The sequence below is a fragment of the Streptomyces sp. NPDC058375 genome (genome assembly GCF_042723425.1).
GTDB classification, from domain to species: Bacteria; Actinomycetota; Actinomycetes; order Streptomycetales; family Streptomycetaceae; genus Streptomyces; species Streptomyces durocortorensis.
The window spans coordinates 1-18,769 of sequence record NZ_JBHXJG010000142.1; the positions used below are offsets into that span (position 1 = coordinate 1).

Here is an 18,769-nt window from a genome sequence, read left to right on the forward strand (position 1 = left end):
GTACGGCGTACCGCCTCGTCCCAGCGGACTCAGACCGCGAAGCGGTGGTTCCCCGAGCCGACGGCGAAGACCGCGCAGCCGTCCTCCATCCGCAGGAAGCGGGCACCGGTGTGCGTGACGTCCTCGGCTCGGCCGGCCTGGACCCACACCTCGGCGGTGGTGTTGACGGGCAGCCCCACGGTCAGCCGGAAGCGGCCCTTCTCGGCCGACCAGTCGGTGGTGACCGGGCCGTGCAGGGAGGCGAAGCGGCCCCGGGCGTGCGTGATGCCGCCGCCGGGGCGGGGCCGCACGGTGACCTTGCGGAAGCCGGGGGCGGCGGGGGCGATGCCCGCGATGTGGGCGTACATCCACTCCCCCACCGATCCGTACGCGTAGTGGTTGAAGGAGTTCATGCCCGCGTCCTGGAAGCTTCCGTCCGGCTTGATGGAGTCCCAGCGCTCCCACATGGTCGTGGCCCCGCGGTCGATCTGGTAGCCCCAGCTCGGGAAGGTCCGCTGGAGCAGCAGGCGGTACGCCACGTCCGTGTGCCCGGTGTCGGTGAGGACGGGGAGCAGGCGCGGGGTGCCGAGGAATCCCGTGGACAGATGCCAGTCCTTCGCCTCGATGAGGGCGACGAGCCGGTCGGCGGCGGTGGCGCGTTCCGCCGTGCTCAGGAGGTCCATCGAGAGCGCGAGGACGTACGCGGTTTGGGTGTCGCCCTTCACCCGGCCGCCGGTGACGTACGCGGTACGGAAGGCCTCGCGGATCTCCGTCAGCAGGGCGGTGTACGGGGCCGGGTCCTTGCCCAGGACCCGGGCGGTACGGGCCACGAGGTCGGCGCTGTGGGCGTAGTAGGCGGTGGCGATGACGTCCTTGGGGGTGTCGTCGGCGACGTTGAGCCAGTCGCCGTAGCCGGTGGCGGGCCGCAGCCGTCCGGTGCTGTTCTCCTCCAGGTAGTCGAGCCACTTCAGCATCGAGGGCCAGGCCCGCTCCAGCACCTGGGTGTCGCCGTACGCCTGGTACAGGGCCCAGGGGACGGTGACGCCCGCGTCGCCCCAGCCGGCCGAGCCCGCGCCGAGGCCCTCGACGTGGGGGGCGACGTCGGTGAAGGCGCCATCGGAAGTCTGGTCGTCCTGGAGGTCGCTCAGCCACTTGGAGAGGAAGCGCGCGGACTCCATGGCGTACGCGGCGGTGGGTGCGAAGACGTTGATGTCGCCGGTCCAGCCGAGGCGTTCGTCGCGGGCGGGGGTGTCGGTGGGGATGGAGAGGAAGTTGCCGCGCAGGCCCCAGGTGATGTTGCTGTGGAGCTGGTTGAGCATCGGGACGTTCGTCTCGAACTCCATGGTGAGGGGTGCGTCGGTGTGGATCACCCGCCCGACGATGGCGTCGAGCGGCGGCTTGCCGGGGTAGCCGGTCACCTCGACGTAGCGGAAGCCGTGAAAGGTGAAGCGCGGCTCGTACGTCTCGCGGCCGCCGCCCTTGAGCGTGTAGTGATCGGTCGCGGCGGCGGTACGGAGGTTGGTGGTGTAGACGGTGCCGTCGGGGTTCAGGACCTCGGCGTGGCGCAGCCGCACGGTGGTGCCGGCGCGGCCGGTGACGCGCAGGCGGGCGGTGCCGACCATGTTCTGGCCGAGGTCGAAGACGAAGACGCCGGGGCGGGGTTCGGTGATCTCCTTGGCCTTCAGCTCCTGGATGACGCGGCAGGGTCCATCGGGCTCGGCGACCAGTTCGGCGGTGACCTCCTCCTCGGCGGACACGGCCTTCGCCCAGTCCGCGTCGTCGAAGCCGGTGCGCAGCCAGCCGTCGGTCTCCAGGCGGGCGTCGTAGGTCTCGCCGGTGAGGAGGTCGGCCAGGGTGATGGGACCGGTGGCGGCCCGCCAGTCGGTGCCGGACAGCACCCGCTCGGTGGTTCCGTCCCGGTAGGTCACCTCCAACTGGCCCAGGAAGACGGGGTGTTCGCCGTACTGATGCGGGCCGAACATGCCGACGTTGCCCGCGTACCACCCCGTCGCCAGCTCCACGCCGAGGGTGTTGGTTCCGGAGGTGAGCAACTCGGTGACGTCGTGCGTCTGGTACTGGATCCGCTGGGCGTAGTCCGTCCAGCCGGGCGCGAGGCGGTCCGTCCCGACCCGTTGCCCGTTGAGGTGGGCCTCGTACACGCCGAGGGCCGTGGAGTAGAGCCGGGCCCGCGCGACGGGCTTTCGGCGCAGCCGGAACTCGTGGCGCAGTTGGGCGACGGGGGCGTAGGCGGGGGTGACCTTGCCCCAGGGGCCCGATCCCCACGGTACGAGGACCTTGGCGGCGGGCCAGTCGGCGTCGTCGTAGTCCAACGCCTGCCAGTCGCCTGCGGGTTCGGCGTCGGCGGCCTTCCAGTCGCCGCCGGTGGTGATGGTGCGCACGCCGTCGGCGGTGGTCAGCTCCAGGACGCCGAGCAGTCCGGCGGGGCCGGTGACCTCGTTGGTCGCGGTGATGGCGAGGACATGGCGGCCGGGGGCGAGCCGGTCGGTGACCTCGGTGACCGAGGGGCGGCTCCAGGCCCTGGCGACCTCGTCCGGTTCGGCCCGCGCCACCTCCGTACCGTCCAGGTGGGCGACGTACCCGTCGTCGGCGGTGAGCACCAGCCGGGCCCGGGCCACCCCCTCCGGTACGTCGAACGCGCCCCGGAACCACCGGGTCGCGGCCGGGGCGCTGCTCGCCGGGTCGCCCTCCGGGAACCAGATCCAGGAGGCCTCGTCCAGAGCGGGGGCGCCGACGAGGGAGGCGGGCGCCCCGATCCAGTCGGCGGACCATTCCGAGGCCTCGGTGAGGCCGGTCTCCCACCAGGCAGGGGCGGACCAGGCGGAGACCTGGCCCCGGTCGTCCCAGACCCGCACGGTCCAGTAGTAGCGGGTACGGGAGCGCAACTCCGGTCCGCCGTAGACGACTTGTGTCGAGTCGGCGGACTCGACCTTGCCGCTGTCCCACACGTCGGGCCGCTCCAGGGCGCGTTCGCTCAGCGCGACGCGGACCTGGTAGGCGCTCTGCGTGCGGCCCGGCGCGGTCGCGGTGAGCGGCCAGCCCAGGCGCGGGCGGGCGGCGCCGAGGCCGAGCGGGTTCTTCACGTACTCGGCGGTCGAGCCGCCCACCCGGAGGCCCTTGGCCCCTTTCGCGCCGCGCTCCGTGGCCTGGGCGGGTGGGATGGCTCCGGCGATGAGGGTGGTTCCCAGGGCGGTGGCGGTCGTGCTGAGCAGTCGTCGTCGGCTGATCACACTCGGCTCCGATTCGGCGAGGGGAAGAGGGCAGGAACACATGGGGTCAGGCACAAAGCGGTCAGGCACAAAGGGGGCGCGCGCCTTCGGTGCGGCGCTCCGCCGCCTCCCAGGCCGCCGGGTCACCCGACGGCTCGTAGCGGGTCATGGGTTGGGTACGGGCGATGAGTTCACGTGTCGAGGCAAGGTCGCCGGGCAGTCCGTGGGCCCGCGCCTGGACGAGGACGTTGCCGAGCGCGGCCGCTTCGGCTGGGCCCGCGACCACGGGCAGACCACAGGCGTCGGCGGTGAGTTGGCAGAGCAGGGCGTTGCGCGCCCCGCCGCCGACGATGTGCACCACCTCCACCGAGCGGTCGGCCAGGCGCTGCGCCTCGCGGATCGCCCGCCGGTGGGCGAGGGCCAGCGAGTCGAGGATGCAGCGCGCGGTCTCTCCCGGCGTACGGGGCACCGGACCGCCGGTGGCCCGGCAGGCGGCCGCGATGCGTTCGGGCATGGCCCCGGGGGCGAGGAACTCGGGCGCGGCGGCGTCCACCACGGACCGCAGGGCGGGCGCGCGGGCGGCCTCGGCGAGCAGGGGGGCGAGGTCCTCCCGGCCCCAGGCGCGCAGGCATTCCTGGAGCAGCCACAGGCCCATGATGTTGCGCAGGAAGCGGATGGTTCCGTCGACGCCCAGCTCGTTGGTGAAGTTCGCGGCGCGGCTCGCCTCCGTGGTGACGGGTGCGTCGAGTTCGAGGCCGACGAGGGACCAGGTTCCGGTGCAGAGGTAGGCGAACCGTTCTCCCCGCCGGGCGGGGACGGCGGCGACGGCGGAGGCGGTGTCGTGGGAGCCGACGGCCGTCACCGGGACGGGGCCGGGCAGCCCGGTCTGCTCCTGGACGGCCGGGAGCAGCGCGCCCGCCGGGTCGCCCGGGCGGCGCAGCGGGGCGAAGAGCGCGAGGTCGATGCCGAGGCGGCCGGCCAGATCGCGGTTCCAGCCGCCGGTGCGCGGGTCGATGAGCTGGGTGGTGGAGGCGTTGGTGAGCTCGGTGCCCTGCTCCCCCGTCAGCCAGTACGCGATCAGGTCGGGGATCAGCAACAGCCTTTCTGCGGCCAGACGTTGCGGGGTGTCGCGGGCGGCCACGAGCTGGTAGAGCGTGTTGAACGGGGCGTACTGGATGCCGGTGGCACGGTAGAGGGCGTCGGGCGGGACCATGGCCCACACCCGCTCGGGCACCCCCTCCGTGCGGGCGTCCCGGTAGTGGACGGGGTTGCCGAGCAGCGCCCCGTGGGCGTCGAGGAGCCCGTAGTCCACGGCCCAGCTGTCGATGCCGACGGAGTCGACGGGGCCCGCCGCGCGCAGCCCGTCCAGGACGCCCCCGTACAGGCCGAGGATGTCCCAGCGCAGACCTTCGGGCAGGCGCACGGGCCGGTTGGGGAAGCGGTGGGCCTCGGTGAGGTCCAGAGTGTCGGGGGCGACGCGGCCGACCATGACCCGGCCGCTGGACGCACCCAGGTCGACCGCCGCGAAGGTCTTCGTACCGGGGACGCTCATCGCAGGAAGGCCCCGGCTACCCCGGCGTCGACCGGGATGTGCAGCCCGGTGGTGTGGGTCAACTCGCCGCCGGTGAGGGCGAAGACGGCGTTGGCGACGTGTTCGGGCAGCACTTCCCGCTTGAGCAGGGTCCGTTGGGCGTAGAACTCGCCGAGCTTCTCCTCCTCGATGCCGTACGTCGCAGCGCGCTGGGCGCCCCAGCCACCGGCGAAAATGCCGGAGCCCCGGACTACGCCATCGGGGTTGACCCCGTTGACGCGGATACCGTCCTCACCCAACTCTGCTGCGAGCAGCCGCACTTGGTGGGCCTGGTCGGCCTTGGCGGCGGAGTAGGCGACGTTGTTGGGACCGGCGAAGACGGCGTTCTTCGAGGCGATGTAGACGAGGTCGCCGCCGAAGCCCTGGGCGCGCATGACGCGGGCGGCCTCGCGGGCGACGAGGAAGGAGCCCCGGGCCATGATGGCGTGCTGGAGGTCCCAGTCGCGGACCGTGGTCTCGGCCAGGGGCTTGGAGATCGAGATGCCCGCGTTGTTGACCACCAGGTCGACGCCGCCGAAGGCGAGGGCGGCCGCCGCGAACGCGCCGGCCACCTGCTCCTCGCTGGTGACGTCGGCCGTGACGGCCACCGCCCGGTCGGGGCCGCCCAGTTCCTCGGCGACGGCGGCCCCGCTCTTCGCATCCAGATCCGCGACGACCACACAGGCGCCTTCCGCGACGAGCCGGCGGGCGATGGCCCGGCCGATGCCGCTGCCCGCGCCGGTCACCAGGGCGACCCGGGTGGCCAGCGGCTTCGGCTTCGGCATCCGGCGGAGTTTGGCCTCCTCCAGGGCCCAGTACTCGATGCGGAACTTCTCCGCCTCCTCGATCGGGGCGTAGGAGGAGACGGCTTCCGCGCCGCGCATCACGTTGATGGCGTTGAGGTAGAACTCCCCCGCCACCCGCGCGGTCTGCTTGTCCTTGCCGAAGCTGAACATCCCCACCCCGGGGATCAGCACGATCGCCGGGTCCGCACCGCGCATCGGGGGCGAGCCGGGCTGCGCGTGGCGCGCGTAGTAGGCGGCGTACTCCTCCCGGTAGGCGGCGTGCAGCTCGTCCAACCGCTCGACGGCGCGGGCTGGTTCGACGGTCGGCGGCAGGTCGAGGACCAGGGGCCTGATCTTCGTCCGCAGAAAGTGGTCCGGGCAGGAGGTGCCCAAGGCCGCGAGCCTCGGGTGTTCGGCGCGGGCGAGGAAGTCCAGCACCGCAGCGGAGTCGTCGAAGTGCCCCACCTGGGGGCGGTCCCGGGAGGCGAGGGCGCGTACGTACGGGGCGAGGGCGGCGGCCCGTTCACGGCGTCGGTCATCGGGCAGCGCCTCGTACCCCTCGATCACCGGTCCGAACGGTTCGGGCCTGCCCCGCTCGGCCAGGAACGTCTCGGCGGTGCGGATGATGCGGAGCGCGTTGGCCTCGCACTCCTTTGACGTCGCGCCCCAGGCGGTGATGCCGTGGCCGCCCAGGACGCAGCCGATGGCGTCCGGGTTCGCTTCCTTCACCGCGGCGATGTCCAGGCCGAGTTGGAATCCGGGGCGCCGCCAGGGAACCCAGGCGACGGTGTGGCCGAAGCAGTCGGCGGTCAGCTTGTCCCCGTCTGCGGCACAGGCGAGGGCGATCCCGGAGTCGGGGTGCAGGTGGTCGACGTGCGGGGCGTCGACGAGACCGTGCATGGCGGTGTCGATGGAGGGGGCCGCGCCGCCCTTGCCGTGCAGGCAGTAGTCGAACGCGGCGACCATCTCGTCCTCGCGCTCCACCCCCGCGTAGACGCCGCGCAACGCGCGGAGCCGGTCGAGGCGGAGCACGGCGAGCCCGTCGGCGGTGAGGGTGCCGAGGTCGCCGCCGGAGCCCTTGACCCACATCAGCTCGACGTCGTCGCCGGTGACCGGGTCGGGCGCGGCGCCCTTGGCGGAGGCGTTGCCGCCGGCGTAGTTCGTATTGCGGGGGTCGGAGCCGAGCCGGTGGGAGCGGGCCAGAAGTGCTGCGGCTTCGGGGTGGAGAGCCATGGGTTCCTCGGTGTCCTTCGCGACGGGGCGGCAGAGAGGCGGTGCTACGGGATGCGGCGGGGTGGCGTGTGCGGTGCGGGCCGGGAGGACTTACGCCCCCCAACCCGCCTGCCGGCCGCCGATCCGCTCCTCGGCGGTCTTCGTCGCCCAGCCGGAGCGTCGGTAGGCGGCCATCGGGTCGCCGTCGAGGCCCTGTTCCTCGCGGATCTCGGCGAGCAGAGGGCGTACGTCGGTGTTGTAGGCGTCCATGAGTACGGCGTTGGCCTCCAGGACGTCGCCGGTGCGCTGGGCGGCGGCCAGGGCCGCGCGGTCCACGAGGAGGGCCTTGGCCGTGGCCTCCTGGACGTTCATCACCGAGCGGATGATCGCGGGGATCTTCTCCTCGATGTTGTGGCACTGGTCGAGCATGAAGGCCACGTCCGCGGTGAGCCCGCCGCCGCGGACGACCTCGTACATGATGCGGAAGAGCTGGAAGGGGTCGGCCGCGCCGACCATCAGGTCGTCGTCGGCGTAGAAGCGGGAGTTGAAGTCGAAGCCGCCGAGCCGGCCCTCGCGCAGCAGGGTCGCGACGATGAACTCGATGTTGGTGCCGGGCGCGTGGTGCCCGGTGTCCACGACCACCCGGGCCTTGGGGCCCAGCTTGAGGCAGTGGGCGTAGGCCGTCCCCCAGTCCGGGACGTCGGTCGTGTAGAAGGCGGGCTCGAACAGTTTGTACTCCACCAGCATGCGCTGGTCGTCGCCGAGCCGTTCGTACACGGCGGCCAGCGCCTCGGCGAGCCGGTCCTGCCGCTCGTGGATGTCGTCCTGGCCGGGGTAGTTCGTACCGTCCGCGAACCACAGCTTGAGGTCCCGGGATCCCGTCGCGTCCATGATGTCGACGCAGGCCAGCAGGTGGTCCAGGGCCTTGCGGCGTACGGCGGCCTCCGGGTGGCAGACGCTGCCGAGCCGGTAGGCGTCGTTCTGGAAGGTGTTGGCGTTGACGGCCCCGAGGGCCAGGCCCCGGTCGCGGGCGTGCTCGGCGAGGGCCGCGTAGTCGTCGACCGTGTCCCAGGGAATATGGAGGGCGACGGTGGGCGCGGCGCCGGTGAACTCGTGGACCTTAGCCGCGTCGTCGAGCTTCTCCTCGGGGGTGCGGGGCACGCCGGGCCGGGCGAAGACCTTGAAGCGGGTTCCCGAGTTCCCGTACGCCCATGAGGGCGTCTCGATGGCCTGGGACATGAGGGCGGCCTTCACCGTGGCGTGCTCGGTCACTTCGTCGCTCCTGTGACGTCGGTGTGAACGCGAATGAATCTGAAACGATTCATGCGGGTTGAAGCTAGGAGCACCCCTGAGGGCTGTCAACCCTTCCGGCTGACCTGACGCCGCGCAACCTTATGAATGCACGGGGCAGTTGAGAATTTGCGTTCAGCCCCATTGACGCGCTCCGAGCGACCTGTCTAACGTCCCGGCAACTCATTTGAAACCTTTCACGATGCCGCGAGGATGCCCTCCGCATCGTCGAGGAGCCACCGATGACCCACCGGTCCGCCAAGGATCCGGCCCCCGTGCTGGCCCTGAGGGGCGTCTCCAAGTCCTTCGGCGCCGTGCGCGCCCTGCGGGACGTGTCCCTCGACCTGTTCCCCGGCGAGGTGCACGCCCTCGCCGGGGAGAACGGCGCGGGCAAGTCGACCCTGATCAAGACGCTCGCCGGAGTGCACCGGCCGGATGCCGGCCAGCTTCTGCTGGACGGCGAGCCGGCCGTCTTCCACGGTCCCGCCGACGCCCGGGACGCCGGTATCGCCGTCATCTACCAGGAGCCCACGCTCTTTCCCGACCTGTCGATCGCCGAGAACATCTTCATGGGCCGTCAGCCCCGGCGGGCGCTCGGCCGGATCGACCACCGGGCCACCCGGAACGCCACGGCCGCCCTGATGCACCGGCTCGGCGTCGAGCTCGACCCCGACCGTCCGGCCCGCGGCCTGTCGATCGCGGACCAGCAGATCGTCGAGATCGCCAAGGCCCTCTCCTTCGACGCGCGCGTCCTGATCATGGACGAGCCGACGGCCGCCCTGACCGGCAGCGAGGTGGCGCGGCTGTTCGGCGTGGTGCGGGCGCTGCGCGAGCAGGGGGCCGCCGTGCTGTTCATCTCGCACCGGCTGGAGGAGATCTTCCGGATCTGCGAACGCGTCACGACCCTGCGGGACGGGGCGCTGATCGCCAGTGAACCGCTGGCCGGGATGGCGGAGGAGGACCTGGTCCGCCGCATGGTCGGCCGGGACCTGGACGAGCTGTATCCGAAGCAGTACGTCGAGGCCGGCGAGGTCGCCCTCAGCGTCCGGCGGCTCACCCGCGAGGGCGTGTTCACGGATGTCTCCTTCGATGTGCGGCGCGGCGAGATCGTCGGCATGGCGGGACTGGTCGGCGCCGGGCGTACGGAGGTGGCGCGGGCGGTCTTCGGCGTCGACCGGTGGGACGCGGGCGAGGTCGAGGTGGCCGGGCGGGCGCTCCTCAACGGCGCCCCGTCCACCGCCATGGCCGCCGGGCTCGCCCTGGTCCCCGAGGACCGGCGGGCCCAGGGCCTGGTGATGGGCATGTCCATCGAACGGAACATCGGGCTCACCGGGCTGCGCACCACCAGGAGGGCGGGGCTGATGGACCGGGGCGCGGAGCGCAGCCGGTCGCTCGACTGGGCGGTCCGGCTCCAGGTGAAGTACGCCCGCATCGCCGATGCCGTGGCCACCCTGTCCGGCGGCAACCAGCAGAAGGTGGTGCTGGCCAAATGGCTCGCCACCGGGCCCGCCGTGCTGATCGTCGACGAGCCGACGCGCGGGATCGACGTCGGCACCAAGGCGGAGGTGCACCGGCTCCTGAGCGCGCTGGCGGCGGACGGGGTGGCGGTGCTGATGATCTCCTCCGATCTGCCCGAGATCCTCGGCATGGCCGACCGGGTGCTGGTGATGCACGAGGGCCGCCTGACCGCCGAGATCTCCCGTTCCGACGCCACCGAGGAGACCGTGATGGCCGCAGCCACCGGGAGGGCCGCCGCATGACGGTGACGACCACCGAACCGGCGCCCGTCGCGCCTGCCCCCGCCTCCAGCAGCACCCGGCTGGTGGACCGCGTCTTCAAGATGCGTGAACTCGCCATTCTGCTCGTGCTGGTGGCGATGCTGGTCCTCACCCAGCTCGGCAACAGCGCGTTCCTCTCCGAGCAGGGCATCAAGGACCTGCTGCTGAACGCGACGATCCTGGTGCTGGTCGCCACCGGCCAGTCGCTGGTGGTCATCACCCGCAACGTCGACCTGTCGGTCGGCTCGACCCTCGGCATCAGCGCCTTCGCCGCCGGTACGTATCTCCAGGGCGGCGGGCAGCCGGTGGTGGCCGTGGTCCTCGCCGTACTGCTCGGCGTCGGCTTCGGGCTGCTGAACGGGCTGCTCGTGAGCCTCGGCCAGGTGCCCGCGCTGGTCGTGACGCTGGGCACGCTCTACATCATCCGGGGCATCGACTCGATCTGGGTCGGCTCGCGGCAGATCACAGCGGCCGACCTGCCGGACGGCTTCGTGAACTTCGGCTCCGGCGGGATCTCGGCGGTGCCGTGGCTCGCGCTGATCGCCCTGGCCCTGCTGGTGGCGACGGCGTACTGCCTCAAGCACTTCGGCAGCGGCCGCGAGCTGTACGCGCTGGGCTCGAACCCGGAGGCGGCGCGGCTGGCCGGGATTCCGGTACGCCGGCGGATCCTGCTGGCCTACACCTTCTGCGGGGCGCTGGCCGGTCTCGCCGGAGCGCTGTATCTGGCGCGCTTCGGGAACGTCGACTCCGGTACGGGCACGGGTTACGAACTCACCGTGGTCAGCGCGGTCGTGGTCGGCGGGGTGGTCTTCACTGGGGGCTCCGGCACGGTGTACGGGGCGGCGCTCGGCGCGCTGCTGCTGACCTCGGTCAACAGCGTGCTGCCCGCGCTCGGCGTCAGCTCCGTGTGGGTGCTGGCGATCAACGGCTTCCTGCTCATCCTCGCCATCGCGGTCGACCGGATCGTCGCCCTGCGCGTGGCCTCCGCCCTGAAGAAGAGGAACGCCCGCCATGGCTGACTCCGCACTCGCGCGCGCCGTCCGCTGGGACACGGTCGTCGGCGCCCTCCTCATCGTGGTGCTGCTGCTGTCGTTCGGCTTCGTCGACGGTTTCGGCAACGCCCTCAACCTGTCGTTCCTGATCGGCAACACCCTGCCCATCGCGCTCATCGCGCTGCCGATGACCCTGCTGGTGGTCTCCGGGGAGATCGACCTGTCGGTGGCTTCGACAGCCGGCCTCTCGGGGGCGGTGATGGGGGCGCTGTGGAACCAGGGTCTGCCCATCGAGGCGATCATCCCGATCTGTTTGCTGCTCGGTGTGGTGTGCGGACTGGTCAACGGGCTGCTGGTGACCCGGCTCGGACTGCCCTCGCTCGCCGTCACCATCGGGACGTTGGCCGCCTACCGGGGCATCGCGCAGATCGTGCTCGGGTCGGACGCGGTCACCGATTTCCCGTCCCCTTATCTGGACTTCGCCGCCGGACGCATCGGCGACACGTTCGTTCCGTACGCCCTCCTGCCGTTCCTGGCGCTGCTCGCCGTCGCCGTGACCGCCCTGCACGCAACCCCGTTCGGGCGTTCCCTGTTCGCGACGGGCGCCAACGAGGAGGCGGCCAGGTTCGCGGGCGTACGGGTGAAGCGGCAGAAGCTGATCCTGTTCACCGTGACCGGCCTGATGGCCTCCCTCACCGGTGTGCTCTGGGCGCTGCACTACGCCAGCGCCCGCTTCGACAACGCCACCGGTCTCGAACTGTCGGTCGTGGCAGCCGTGTTGCTCGGCGGCATCGACTTCGACGGCGGAAAGGGCACGCTCGGCGGCGCGATCGCGGGCGTGTTCCTGCTCGGGGCGTTGCAGAACGTCATGAGCCTCGGGGACGTCTCCGCGCAGTCGCAGATCGTCGTCACCGGCGTGCTGCTCGTCCTCTCCGTGCTCGGCCCGCGCGTCGGGCGGCAGATCTCCGTCGCGCGGGCGGGGCGACAGGCAGCCTCGGCCCCGACGCCGGCTCGGACACCGTCTCCGTAACCCCGTGCCCGACTCCGTAACCGCGTGCCCGGCACCGTAACCCGCCCTCGTCCCGCGCTTGTCCAGCCCTAGTCCCGCCCTTCTTCCGCAAAGGACCCTGCCATGCGTACGTCATCGATCCGCCGCAGCTGTGCGGCCCTCGCGGCCGTCACCTCCCTCGCGCTCGCCGTCACGGCGTGCGGGGGCACCACCAAGAGCGATGTGAAGAAGGAGAGCGGTTCGGCCGCCTCGGCCGGCAAGGCGGACCCGGACGCGCCCACCAAGAAGGGCCTGACCGTGGGCTTTCTGCCCAAGCAGGTCAACAACCCCTACTTCACCACCGCCGACAAGGGCGGACAGAAGGCCGTCGAGGCGCTGGGGTCCACCTTCAAGGAAGTCGGCCCGACCAGCGCCACCGACACCTCCGGCCAGGTCTCCTACGTCAATACCCTCACCCAGCAGCAGGTCGACGCGATCGCCGTCTCCGCGCAGGACCCGGGCGCGCTGTGCACCGCGCTCAAGCAGGCCATGAGGAACGGCGTCAAGGTCGTCACCTACGACTCCGACACCAAGACCGACTGCCGCAACGTGTTCGTCTCGCAGGCCGGCGCGGAGGACCTGGGCCGCACCCAGGTCCAGTTGCTCGCCGAACAGATCGGCTACAAGGGCGAGATCGCGGTCCTGTCCGCCGCCCAGACGGCGACGAACCAAAACCTGTGGATCGACTACATGAAGGACGAGCTGAAGGACCCGAAGTACGAGGACGTGAAGCTGGTGAAGGTCGCGTACGGGAACGACGACGCCCAGCAGTCCTTCCAGCAGACGCAGGGGCTGCTCCAGGAGTACCCGAACCTCGCCGGGATCGTCTCGCCGACCACGGTCGGCATCAAGGCGGCGGCGCAGTACCTGTCGGGCTCCAAGTACCGGGGCAAGGTGAAGCTGTCCGGTCTCGGCACCCCCAACGATCTGCGTTCGTACGTGAAGAACGGCACGGTCGAGGCGTTCGAGCTGTGGGATCCGGCGAAGCTCGGCGAGCTGGCCGGGCACGCCTCGGTCGCCCTGGCGTCCGGCCAGATCACCGGGGAGGAGGGGCAGACCTTCGAGGCGGGCGAGCTGGGCACGTACACGATCGGCAAGGACGGGGTGGTCGACCTCGGCAAGCCGACGGTGTTCGACAAGGACAACATCGACGACTTCGACTTCTGATGCGCGCGGATAGGCTGAGGGTCCGTTCCGCGTCCCTCGCCCTTCTGGAGGTCTCCGTCTGATGGCCCAGTCGGTGGGTATCAAGGACGTGGCCCGGGTCGCCGGAGTATCGGTGGGCACGGTCTCCAACGTCATCAACCGCCCGGACACGGTCGGTCCCGACACCCGGGCCCGTGTTCTGTCGGCGATCGACCGTCTCGGTTACGTCCGCAGCGAGTCGGCGCGGCAGTTGCGGGCGGGGCGCAGCCGGATCATGGGGCTGCTGGTCCTGGACATGGGCAACCCGTTCTTCGTGGACGTGGCGCGCGGCGCGGAGCGGGCCGCGCGCGAGGCGGGGCTCGGCGTCATGGTCTGCAACAGTGCGCAGAGCCCCGGCGAGGAGGCGGAGTATCTGTCGCTCTTCGCGGAGCAGCGGGTCCGGGGCGTGCTGCTCACCCCCGCCGACGCGACCGGGCGCAACATCGAGGCGTTCCGGCGGCACGACATCCCGTTCGTCCTCGTCGACCGGGTCGCCGAGGGCACCACGGAGTGCTCGGTGTCGGTCGACGACGTGGCGGGCGGGGCCCTGGCGGTGCGGCATCTGCTGGACGCCGGGCACCGCTCCATCGCGTACGTGAGTGGCCCGCCCGGCTTCAACCAGGTCCGGGACCGGCGTACGGGGGCGCTCGCCGCCCTCACCGAGGCGGGGCTCGGTCCACAGGCCCTGCGGGAGCTGCCCACGGAACGGCTGGACGTGGCGGCGGGCCGGGACGCGGGGGCCCGGCTGCTGGGCCTCTCCGACCGGCCGACCGCCGTGTTCTGCGCCAACGACCTGCTCGCCCTGGGGGTACTCCAGTCACTGTTCGCCGCCGGGGTCTCGGTGCCCGGCGATCTGGCCCTGGTGGGGTACGACGACATCGAGTTCGCCGCGGCGGCCGCTGTGCCGCTGACGTCGGTACGGCAGCCGGCGGCGACGATGGGGGCGCTGGCGGCCGGGCTGCTCCTGGAGGAGACCGGGGCGGGGGCACCGGCGGGGGCGCACGAGCACCGGCGGGTGGTGCTTCAGCCGGAACTGGTGGTGCGGCGGTCCAGCCTCGGCCCGCGCTGAGCCGCGAGCCCCGGTCAGATGTGGGCGAGGAGTCCGTCCAGCGGGCGGGGCAGGCGGGCGAGGTCCAGGGCCTCGGTCAGCGCGCGGCCGTAGTGCTCCTTGCGGCCGCCGATGGTCCCCATGAAGCGCCGCAGCTGCGCGTCGACGGTCCGCTCCCGCTGGGCGGGCTGCCGTTGGAAGATCCGGAAGGTGCGCAGGTCGCCCTGGTCGTCGATGACCTGCTGGACGCCGTCCGTGCCGAGCGCCCGGATCAGCTCGTCCTCCAGGTCGGCGTGGCAGGTGAAGAAGCCCAGCGTTTCCAGGTCGTCGGGGGCGAGCCCGGTGCCGAAGCCGGTGCGCTCCAGACCCTGGAGGAAGAAGCGCTGCTCCGCCGCGTCGCAGAGGCCGGCGGGCCGGGCGTCGAGGCCGTCCCGGCCGAGGAGCCGCAGGAAACGGGTGATGCTGGTGGCGCCCCCGAGCGGTACGACCACGATGCCCTCGGCGGTCAGGGTGCGGCCCTGGCGTTCGGCGAGCGCCTCGACCGCCGCCCGGTCGCTGACGCCCTCGACGAGCACCACGGTGCGCAGCCCCAGGCCGGCGGCCAGGTCGCGGGCGGCCCCGGCCTCGGCGGGCGTCGGCGTGTCCTCGTCGCCCGCGGCCCAGGTGATGACCGTCTGCCTCAAGCGCGTCGCTGTGTCCACCGGGCCAGTCTCGCACCGTGATCGGCGGATACGACAAGGGTTTTCGTCTCTGCCGCCGATGGCTGGGCCCTGGGCCAGCGGGGTGCGGGAGGCCTGCGTCAGCGGTGCGCGGGGGGCTTGCGGGCGAGGTACAGGCCGACGCCCAGGGCGAGCGCCAGCACACAACCGGAGAAGGTGAGTCCGGCGTTTCTGAGTCCGATGCCGAGGGTGAGCGCGCCGACGCCGACCACGGGCAGGGAGATGCCCAGGTAGGCGATGACAAAGAACGCGGAGACGGTCGCGGCCCGGTGCTCGGCCGGTGCCGCCGCGCTGATCGCCGTCACCGCGCCGCGGAATGCCAGCCCCTGGCCCAGGCCGCCGCAGAGCGCGCCGGCGACCAACAGAGGCAGTGAGGCGAACAGCAGCGAGGCGCCCACCAGCAGAAGTCCGGCGACCAGGACGAAGCAGCCGCCCGGCAGCGCCCGGCGCTCGCCGACCCGCCCCATGAGCGCCTGCCCGGCCGTCGAGGCGAGGAAGACGGAGAAGACGACGAGTCCCGTCAGGGCCAGGTTGTGCACGTCGAGTGTCTCGGCGACGAATGCGGGGGCTACCGCCGTGAAGAGGCCCAGCAGGGAGAACCCGGCGAAGGCGGCCAGCGCCGAGGTGGTGAACATGCCGCGCATCGCGGGCGGGACCGCGAGCCCCTGCGGCCGCAGCCAGAGCCCGCGGACGCGCGAGGTTACCGTCTCGGGCAGGAACCAGGTCAGCACGGCGGCCACGGCGATCAGCGCCAGGTGCACGACGAAGGGCAGGCGCAGGGGCTCGGGGGCGTATTCGGCGAGCACCCCCGACAGGAGCGGTCCGCACCCCAGGCCGCCCATGTTCGCGGCGGTCGCCGCCAGCCCGGCCCGTGCCGCGCGTCCCGGCGGGGCCAGCTCCATCACCGTGACCGTCGCCGCCCCGCTCAGCAGTCCGGCGGCGAAGCCGGAGAGGGTCCGGCCGGCGAACAGGGCGGGGAGCCCGTCCTCGAAGAGGAAGCAGAGCGCGCTGGCCGCCGAGAACCCCAGGGCGGCCAGGAGAACGGGCCGCCGCCCCGCCTCGTCGGACACGTTCCCGGCGAGCAGCAGGGTGGCGATCACGCCGAGGGCGTAGACGGCGAAGACCACCGTCACCATCAGTTCGGAGAACCCCAGCTGTTCCCGGTAGAGGCCGTAGAGCGGGGTGGGCAGCGTGGTGCCCGCCATTCCGATGGCGAAGACGGCCGCGGCGGTCGGGTAGCCGAGGCGTTTCCTCCGACGGCCGGAGTCGTTCGCCCGGCTCCCGTCCGCCGCGCTCCCGTTCGTCCGGCTCATGCGTCGGGCGGCGGGTCCGTCGGGGTGGCGGCGGGGGTGATGTGGCTGAGCACGCACCGCCAGCGGCCGTCCCGCCGTACGAACACGTCCGTGGTCCATTCGTCGGCGTCGAAGCGGCGGCCCCCGTAGTGGGCCGTGTTCGTGATCCGGACGGTGACCGTCGCGGTGCCCCCGTAAATCCGGATCCTCGGCGGGGTGACGGCGCGCATCGCCGAGTGGGTCAGGTCGCCGGACTCGACGTAGGCGAGGAACGCCTCCCGTTCGGTGATGCCGGACTCGGAGACCATGACCCACTCGTCGGCCATGAAGTCCGCGATCCGTGCCGCGTCGTTCGAGACGATCGCGGCGGCCCAGTCGTCGACGCTCGCCGCGAGCCGGACGCGGTCGTCGTCGGGGCCACCCCGGTCTGCGGCCGGCTCGGCGGTCTCGTGCTCTCCGCTCTCTCCCATGCGGCGAGCGTAGCCGTGGGCCGGGCGGGCCGCGCGTCGTACGGGGGCGGGGCCGTACGGGGGCGGGGCGGGCGGGGCCGTACGACGCGCTGCCCGGTGTGGGCCGGCTCGTACGCGGCCGGGCATAGGCGGGGCCGTACGGCGCACGGCCCGGCGTGGGCGGGGCCGTACGGCGCACGGCCCGGCGTGGGCGGGATCGTACGACGCGCGGCCCGCCGTGGGCGGGATCGTACGACGCGCGGCCCGGCGTGGCGGGCCGTACGTGGCCGGGGCGCGTGTACGGCCCCGCCCCCGGTCATCGACCGGTCAGCGGTGGCGCGGGATCAGCGCGCTCCGCCCTGTCGGCGTTCGAATCCGGCGAACGCCGCTTCCTGACGCCACTCGGTGGCCGCCTTCGTGTTGTCCGCGAGATAGCGGGCGCAGGCCGGGGCGGGGGGCGCGATGCCCGGCCGGGCTCCGGCGCAGACACGCACCGGACGGTAGCCGGAGCGTTCGGCGCCGGTGGCCCACAGGCTGCCGCCGTCGAGGAAGGCGTACGTCAGCGAGGCGCGCGCCAGGTCCTTCAGCTCGGTGTAGCTCAGGCCGTAGGTGGCGCGGGCGTACTCGTACTCGTGGCTGATGTCGATGCGCGAGACGCCGGGGTCGTCGGTGGCCAGGACCACCGGGACGCCGTGGCGGCGGTAGGCGTTGAACGGGTGGTCGTCGCCCGCGACGCCCAGGATCTGCTTGTTGCTGCTGAACGGGACCTCGACGGCGACACCGCGCCGGGCCATCGTCCGGGCGAGCTGCTGCCAGTCGTCCTCGTGGACCAGGTCGACGCCGTGGCCGATGCGTTCGGCCCCGGCGACGAGGACGGCCTCGCGGATGTGGAACGTCAGGTCCTCGGGCTTGACCAGGCCGGGGGCCAGCTCACCGGCGTGCAGGGTGAGGCGGGCGTCCGGGTACTGGGTGCGCAGGTACTGGAGCATCCGCATCTGGAGGCGGTAGTTGCGCAGGGCGCTCTCCCCGTCCTCCGGCTGGACGAGGTTCACGGCGACGAACCGCGCATCGCGCTCCGCGAGCCGCATGCCGAGCGCCATCTGCGTGAACACGCGCTCGTTCGAACTGCCGCGGGAGACCTGGGAGATCCACCGGACGGGCAGGCGGCAGCCGGGGTCGGGGCGGTCGGTGTCGCAGTGCGCCGTCTCCCGGAACTGGGCATCCGCGGCGTCCGCCTCCCGTACGGCCTCGGCGACGACCCCGTCGAGCTTTCCGCCGGCGACCAGCTTCCGGTGGAAGGCAGCGAGGTCGGCGTCGTAACCCACGGAGTCGGCGAGCTTCTTCGCGGCGTCCGACGCGGGGGTGACCAGGGTCTCCAGGTAGAACTGGTTCTGCTCCACGACGGTGTTGGCGACGTTGGCGAGCATCTTGCCGCGGTCGCGCGTGGCTTCGCCGAACTTGCCGAAGGTGTCGAAGAAGTGGTCGTGGCCGGACTGGTCGGCGGGGAAGTCCTCCATGGACCAGGCACGGACGATCCGCTGCCGGAACTCCGCGTCCGTGCGGGCGTCGGCGGCGGGCCGGGTGCCCGGTCCGCAGGGCGGGCGCACCGCGGTGTCGGTGGCGTCGACGCACAGGCCGTTCTCGCCCGCGAGCTGGATCAGGTACTCGGTGGTGACCGCGCCCGAGAGGTGGTTGTGGAGGTCGCCGCCCTTGGGCAGCGCCGCGAAGAAGGCCTTGAGCCGTGCCGGGTCGTCCCGCAGCGCGTCGAGGCGGGCGGCGGTCCTGCGTTCGGCCGGGGTCGTGAGGCGGCTCGGCACCGTCGCCCCGGCCCGGGGCGACGGGTCCTGCACAGGTGCGGCGGAGGCCGGGACCGCGGGAAGGAGGGTGAGGAGAGCAAGTAAACCGAGCCCGGCCGGGAGCAGGGACATGGGACGGCTGGCCGTCCGAATCGATGAGATCACCGCCGCATGATCGCGTCGGCGGACACGCTTCGCGGCCCGAATCGCATACAGGGACACCAAGATCCACTCGATCGAGTGGGGACACCTCCACGGAGCCCCGATGAGCCCCACTTCGGCCGGCGTCCCCGGGACCGGCCGTTCGGCCCGGCCCCGGGGCCCGGCCGGTCGGGCAACACCCCCGGCCGGGGCTGGGGGGGCCCCCCCCGCCGGCCCGCGGGCCCCGGGCCCCCCCCC

The 18,769-nt window shown here is 72.4% G+C and carries 13 protein-coding genes; 5 read left to right on the forward strand and 8 right to left on the reverse strand.

Going from position 1 to position 18,769, the window contains the following annotated elements; translation table 11 throughout:
• Positions 1 to 29: 29 nt before the first annotated feature.
• From ACFWM7_RS22010 to rhaI, 4 genes are all read right to left on the reverse strand, one after another.
• A complete protein-coding gene (locus tag ACFWM7_RS22010; RefSeq protein ID WP_383263112.1) occupies positions 30 to 3,227 on the reverse strand; it encodes an alpha-L-rhamnosidase in 3,198 nt (1,065 codons plus the stop codon).
• A gap of 61 nt (positions 3,228 to 3,288) precedes the next feature.
• Entirely contained in the window at positions 3,289 to 4,758 is a 1,470-nt protein-coding gene (locus ACFWM7_RS22015; protein ID WP_383263114.1) for a rhamnulokinase family protein, read from the reverse strand.
• The gene (locus ACFWM7_RS22020) at positions 4,755 to 6,794 is read right to left on the reverse strand and encodes a bifunctional aldolase/short-chain dehydrogenase (protein ID WP_383263116.1); all 2,040 of its coding nucleotides are present in this window, start codon (positions 6,792 to 6,794) and stop codon (positions 4,755 to 4,757) included. Before ACFWM7_RS22020 ends, ACFWM7_RS22015 begins: the two co-directional genes overlap by 4 nt.
• 90 nt (positions 6,795 to 6,884) lie before the next feature.
• Positions 6,885 to 8,045 carry an L-rhamnose isomerase gene (gene rhaI, locus ACFWM7_RS22025; RefSeq protein WP_383263117.1) on the reverse strand — a complete coding sequence of 387 codons (1,161 nt, stop codon included), beginning with the start codon at positions 8,043 to 8,045 and terminating at the stop codon, positions 6,885 to 6,887.
• A gap of 260 nt (positions 8,046 to 8,305) precedes the next feature.
• Here rhaI and ACFWM7_RS22030 point away from each other — a divergent pair, with 260 nt between their 5' ends.
• The 5 genes from ACFWM7_RS22030 (at position 8,306) to ACFWM7_RS22050 (ending at position 14,135) form a co-directional block, all read left to right on the forward strand.
• Positions 8,306 to 9,823: a sugar ABC transporter ATP-binding protein gene (locus tag ACFWM7_RS22030; RefSeq protein ID WP_383263118.1), complete on the forward strand. Its 1,518-nt coding sequence runs from the start codon at positions 8,306 to 8,308 to the stop codon at positions 9,821 to 9,823.
• Positions 9,820 to 10,860 carry an ABC transporter permease gene (locus ACFWM7_RS22035; RefSeq protein ID WP_383263119.1) on the forward strand — a complete coding sequence of 347 codons (1,041 nt, stop codon included), beginning with the start codon at positions 9,820 to 9,822 and terminating at the stop codon, positions 10,858 to 10,860. The genes ACFWM7_RS22030 and ACFWM7_RS22035 overlap by 4 nt, the downstream gene beginning before the upstream one ends.
• Positions 10,853 to 11,863 (forward strand): ABC transporter permease, encoded by a 1,011-nt coding sequence (locus ACFWM7_RS22040; protein ID WP_383263121.1) that lies wholly within the window; start codon positions 10,853 to 10,855, stop codon positions 11,861 to 11,863. Before ACFWM7_RS22035 ends, ACFWM7_RS22040 begins: the two co-directional genes overlap by 8 nt.
• Positions 11,864 to 11,965: 102 nt before the next feature.
• Positions 11,966 to 13,048 carry a rhamnose ABC transporter substrate-binding protein gene (gene rhaS, locus ACFWM7_RS22045; protein WP_383263122.1) on the forward strand — a complete coding sequence of 361 codons (1,083 nt, stop codon included), beginning with the start codon at positions 11,966 to 11,968 and terminating at the stop codon, positions 13,046 to 13,048.
• A gap of 61 nt (positions 13,049 to 13,109) precedes the next feature.
• Positions 13,110 to 14,135 (forward strand): LacI family DNA-binding transcriptional regulator, encoded by a 1,026-nt coding sequence (locus tag ACFWM7_RS22050; RefSeq protein WP_383263123.1) that lies wholly within the window; start codon positions 13,110 to 13,112, stop codon positions 14,133 to 14,135.
• A 14-nt stretch (positions 14,136 to 14,149) separates the two neighbouring features.
• Here the strand turns inward: ACFWM7_RS22050 and ACFWM7_RS22055 are convergent, their stop codons facing one another.
• The 4 genes from ACFWM7_RS22055 to ACFWM7_RS22070 all read right to left on the reverse strand — a co-directional run bounded on the left by ACFWM7_RS22055 (position 14,150) and on the right by ACFWM7_RS22070 (position 18,535).
• Positions 14,150 to 14,815 (reverse strand): TOPRIM nucleotidyl transferase/hydrolase domain-containing protein, encoded by a 666-nt coding sequence (locus ACFWM7_RS22055; protein ID WP_383263124.1) that lies wholly within the window; start codon positions 14,813 to 14,815, stop codon positions 14,150 to 14,152.
• A 98-nt stretch (positions 14,816 to 14,913) separates the two neighbouring features.
• Positions 14,914 to 16,146 carry an MFS transporter gene (locus ACFWM7_RS22060; protein ID WP_383263126.1) on the reverse strand — a complete coding sequence of 411 codons (1,233 nt, stop codon included), beginning with the start codon at positions 16,144 to 16,146 and terminating at the stop codon, positions 14,914 to 14,916.
• The gene (locus ACFWM7_RS22065; protein WP_383263127.1) at positions 16,143 to 16,595 is read right to left on the reverse strand and encodes a nuclear transport factor 2 family protein; all 453 of its coding nucleotides are present in this window, start codon (positions 16,593 to 16,595) and stop codon (positions 16,143 to 16,145) included. Before ACFWM7_RS22065 ends, ACFWM7_RS22060 begins: the two co-directional genes overlap by 4 nt.
• Before the next feature lie 323 nt (positions 16,596 to 16,918).
• A complete protein-coding gene (locus tag ACFWM7_RS22070) occupies positions 16,919 to 18,535 on the reverse strand; it encodes an adenosine deaminase (protein WP_383263130.1) in 1,617 nt (538 codons plus the stop codon).
• Positions 18,536 to 18,769: the final 234 nt, after the last annotated feature.

Excerpts from the sequence above, each read along its gene's own strand:
- ACFWM7_RS22015 (WP_383263114.1), bottom strand. The coding sequence starts at position 4,758 with ATGAGCGTCCCCGGTACGAAGACCTTCGCGGCGGTCGACCTGGGTGCG.
- ACFWM7_RS22020 (WP_383263116.1), bottom strand. The coding sequence starts at position 6,794 with ATGGCTCTCCACCCCGAAGCCGCAGCACTTCTGGCCCGCTCCCACCGG.
- ACFWM7_RS22030 (WP_383263118.1), top strand. The coding sequence starts at position 8,306 with ATGACCCACCGGTCCGCCAAGGATCCGGCCCCCGTGCTGGCCCTGAGG.
- ACFWM7_RS22035 (WP_383263119.1), top strand. The coding sequence starts at position 9,820 with ATGACGGTGACGACCACCGAACCGGCGCCCGTCGCGCCTGCCCCCGCC.
- ACFWM7_RS22040 (WP_383263121.1), top strand. The coding sequence starts at position 10,853 with ATGGCTGACTCCGCACTCGCGCGCGCCGTCCGCTGGGACACGGTCGTC.
- rhaS (WP_383263122.1), top strand. The coding sequence starts at position 11,966 with ATGCGTACGTCATCGATCCGCCGCAGCTGTGCGGCCCTCGCGGCCGTC.
- ACFWM7_RS22050 (WP_383263123.1), top strand. The coding sequence starts at position 13,110 with ATGGCCCAGTCGGTGGGTATCAAGGACGTGGCCCGGGTCGCCGGAGTA.
- ACFWM7_RS22060 (WP_383263126.1), bottom strand. The coding sequence starts at position 16,146 with ATGAGCCGGACGAACGGGAGCGCGGCGGACGGGAGCCGGGCGAACGAC.
- ACFWM7_RS22065 (WP_383263127.1), bottom strand. The coding sequence starts at position 16,595 with ATGGGAGAGAGCGGAGAGCACGAGACCGCCGAGCCGGCCGCAGACCGG.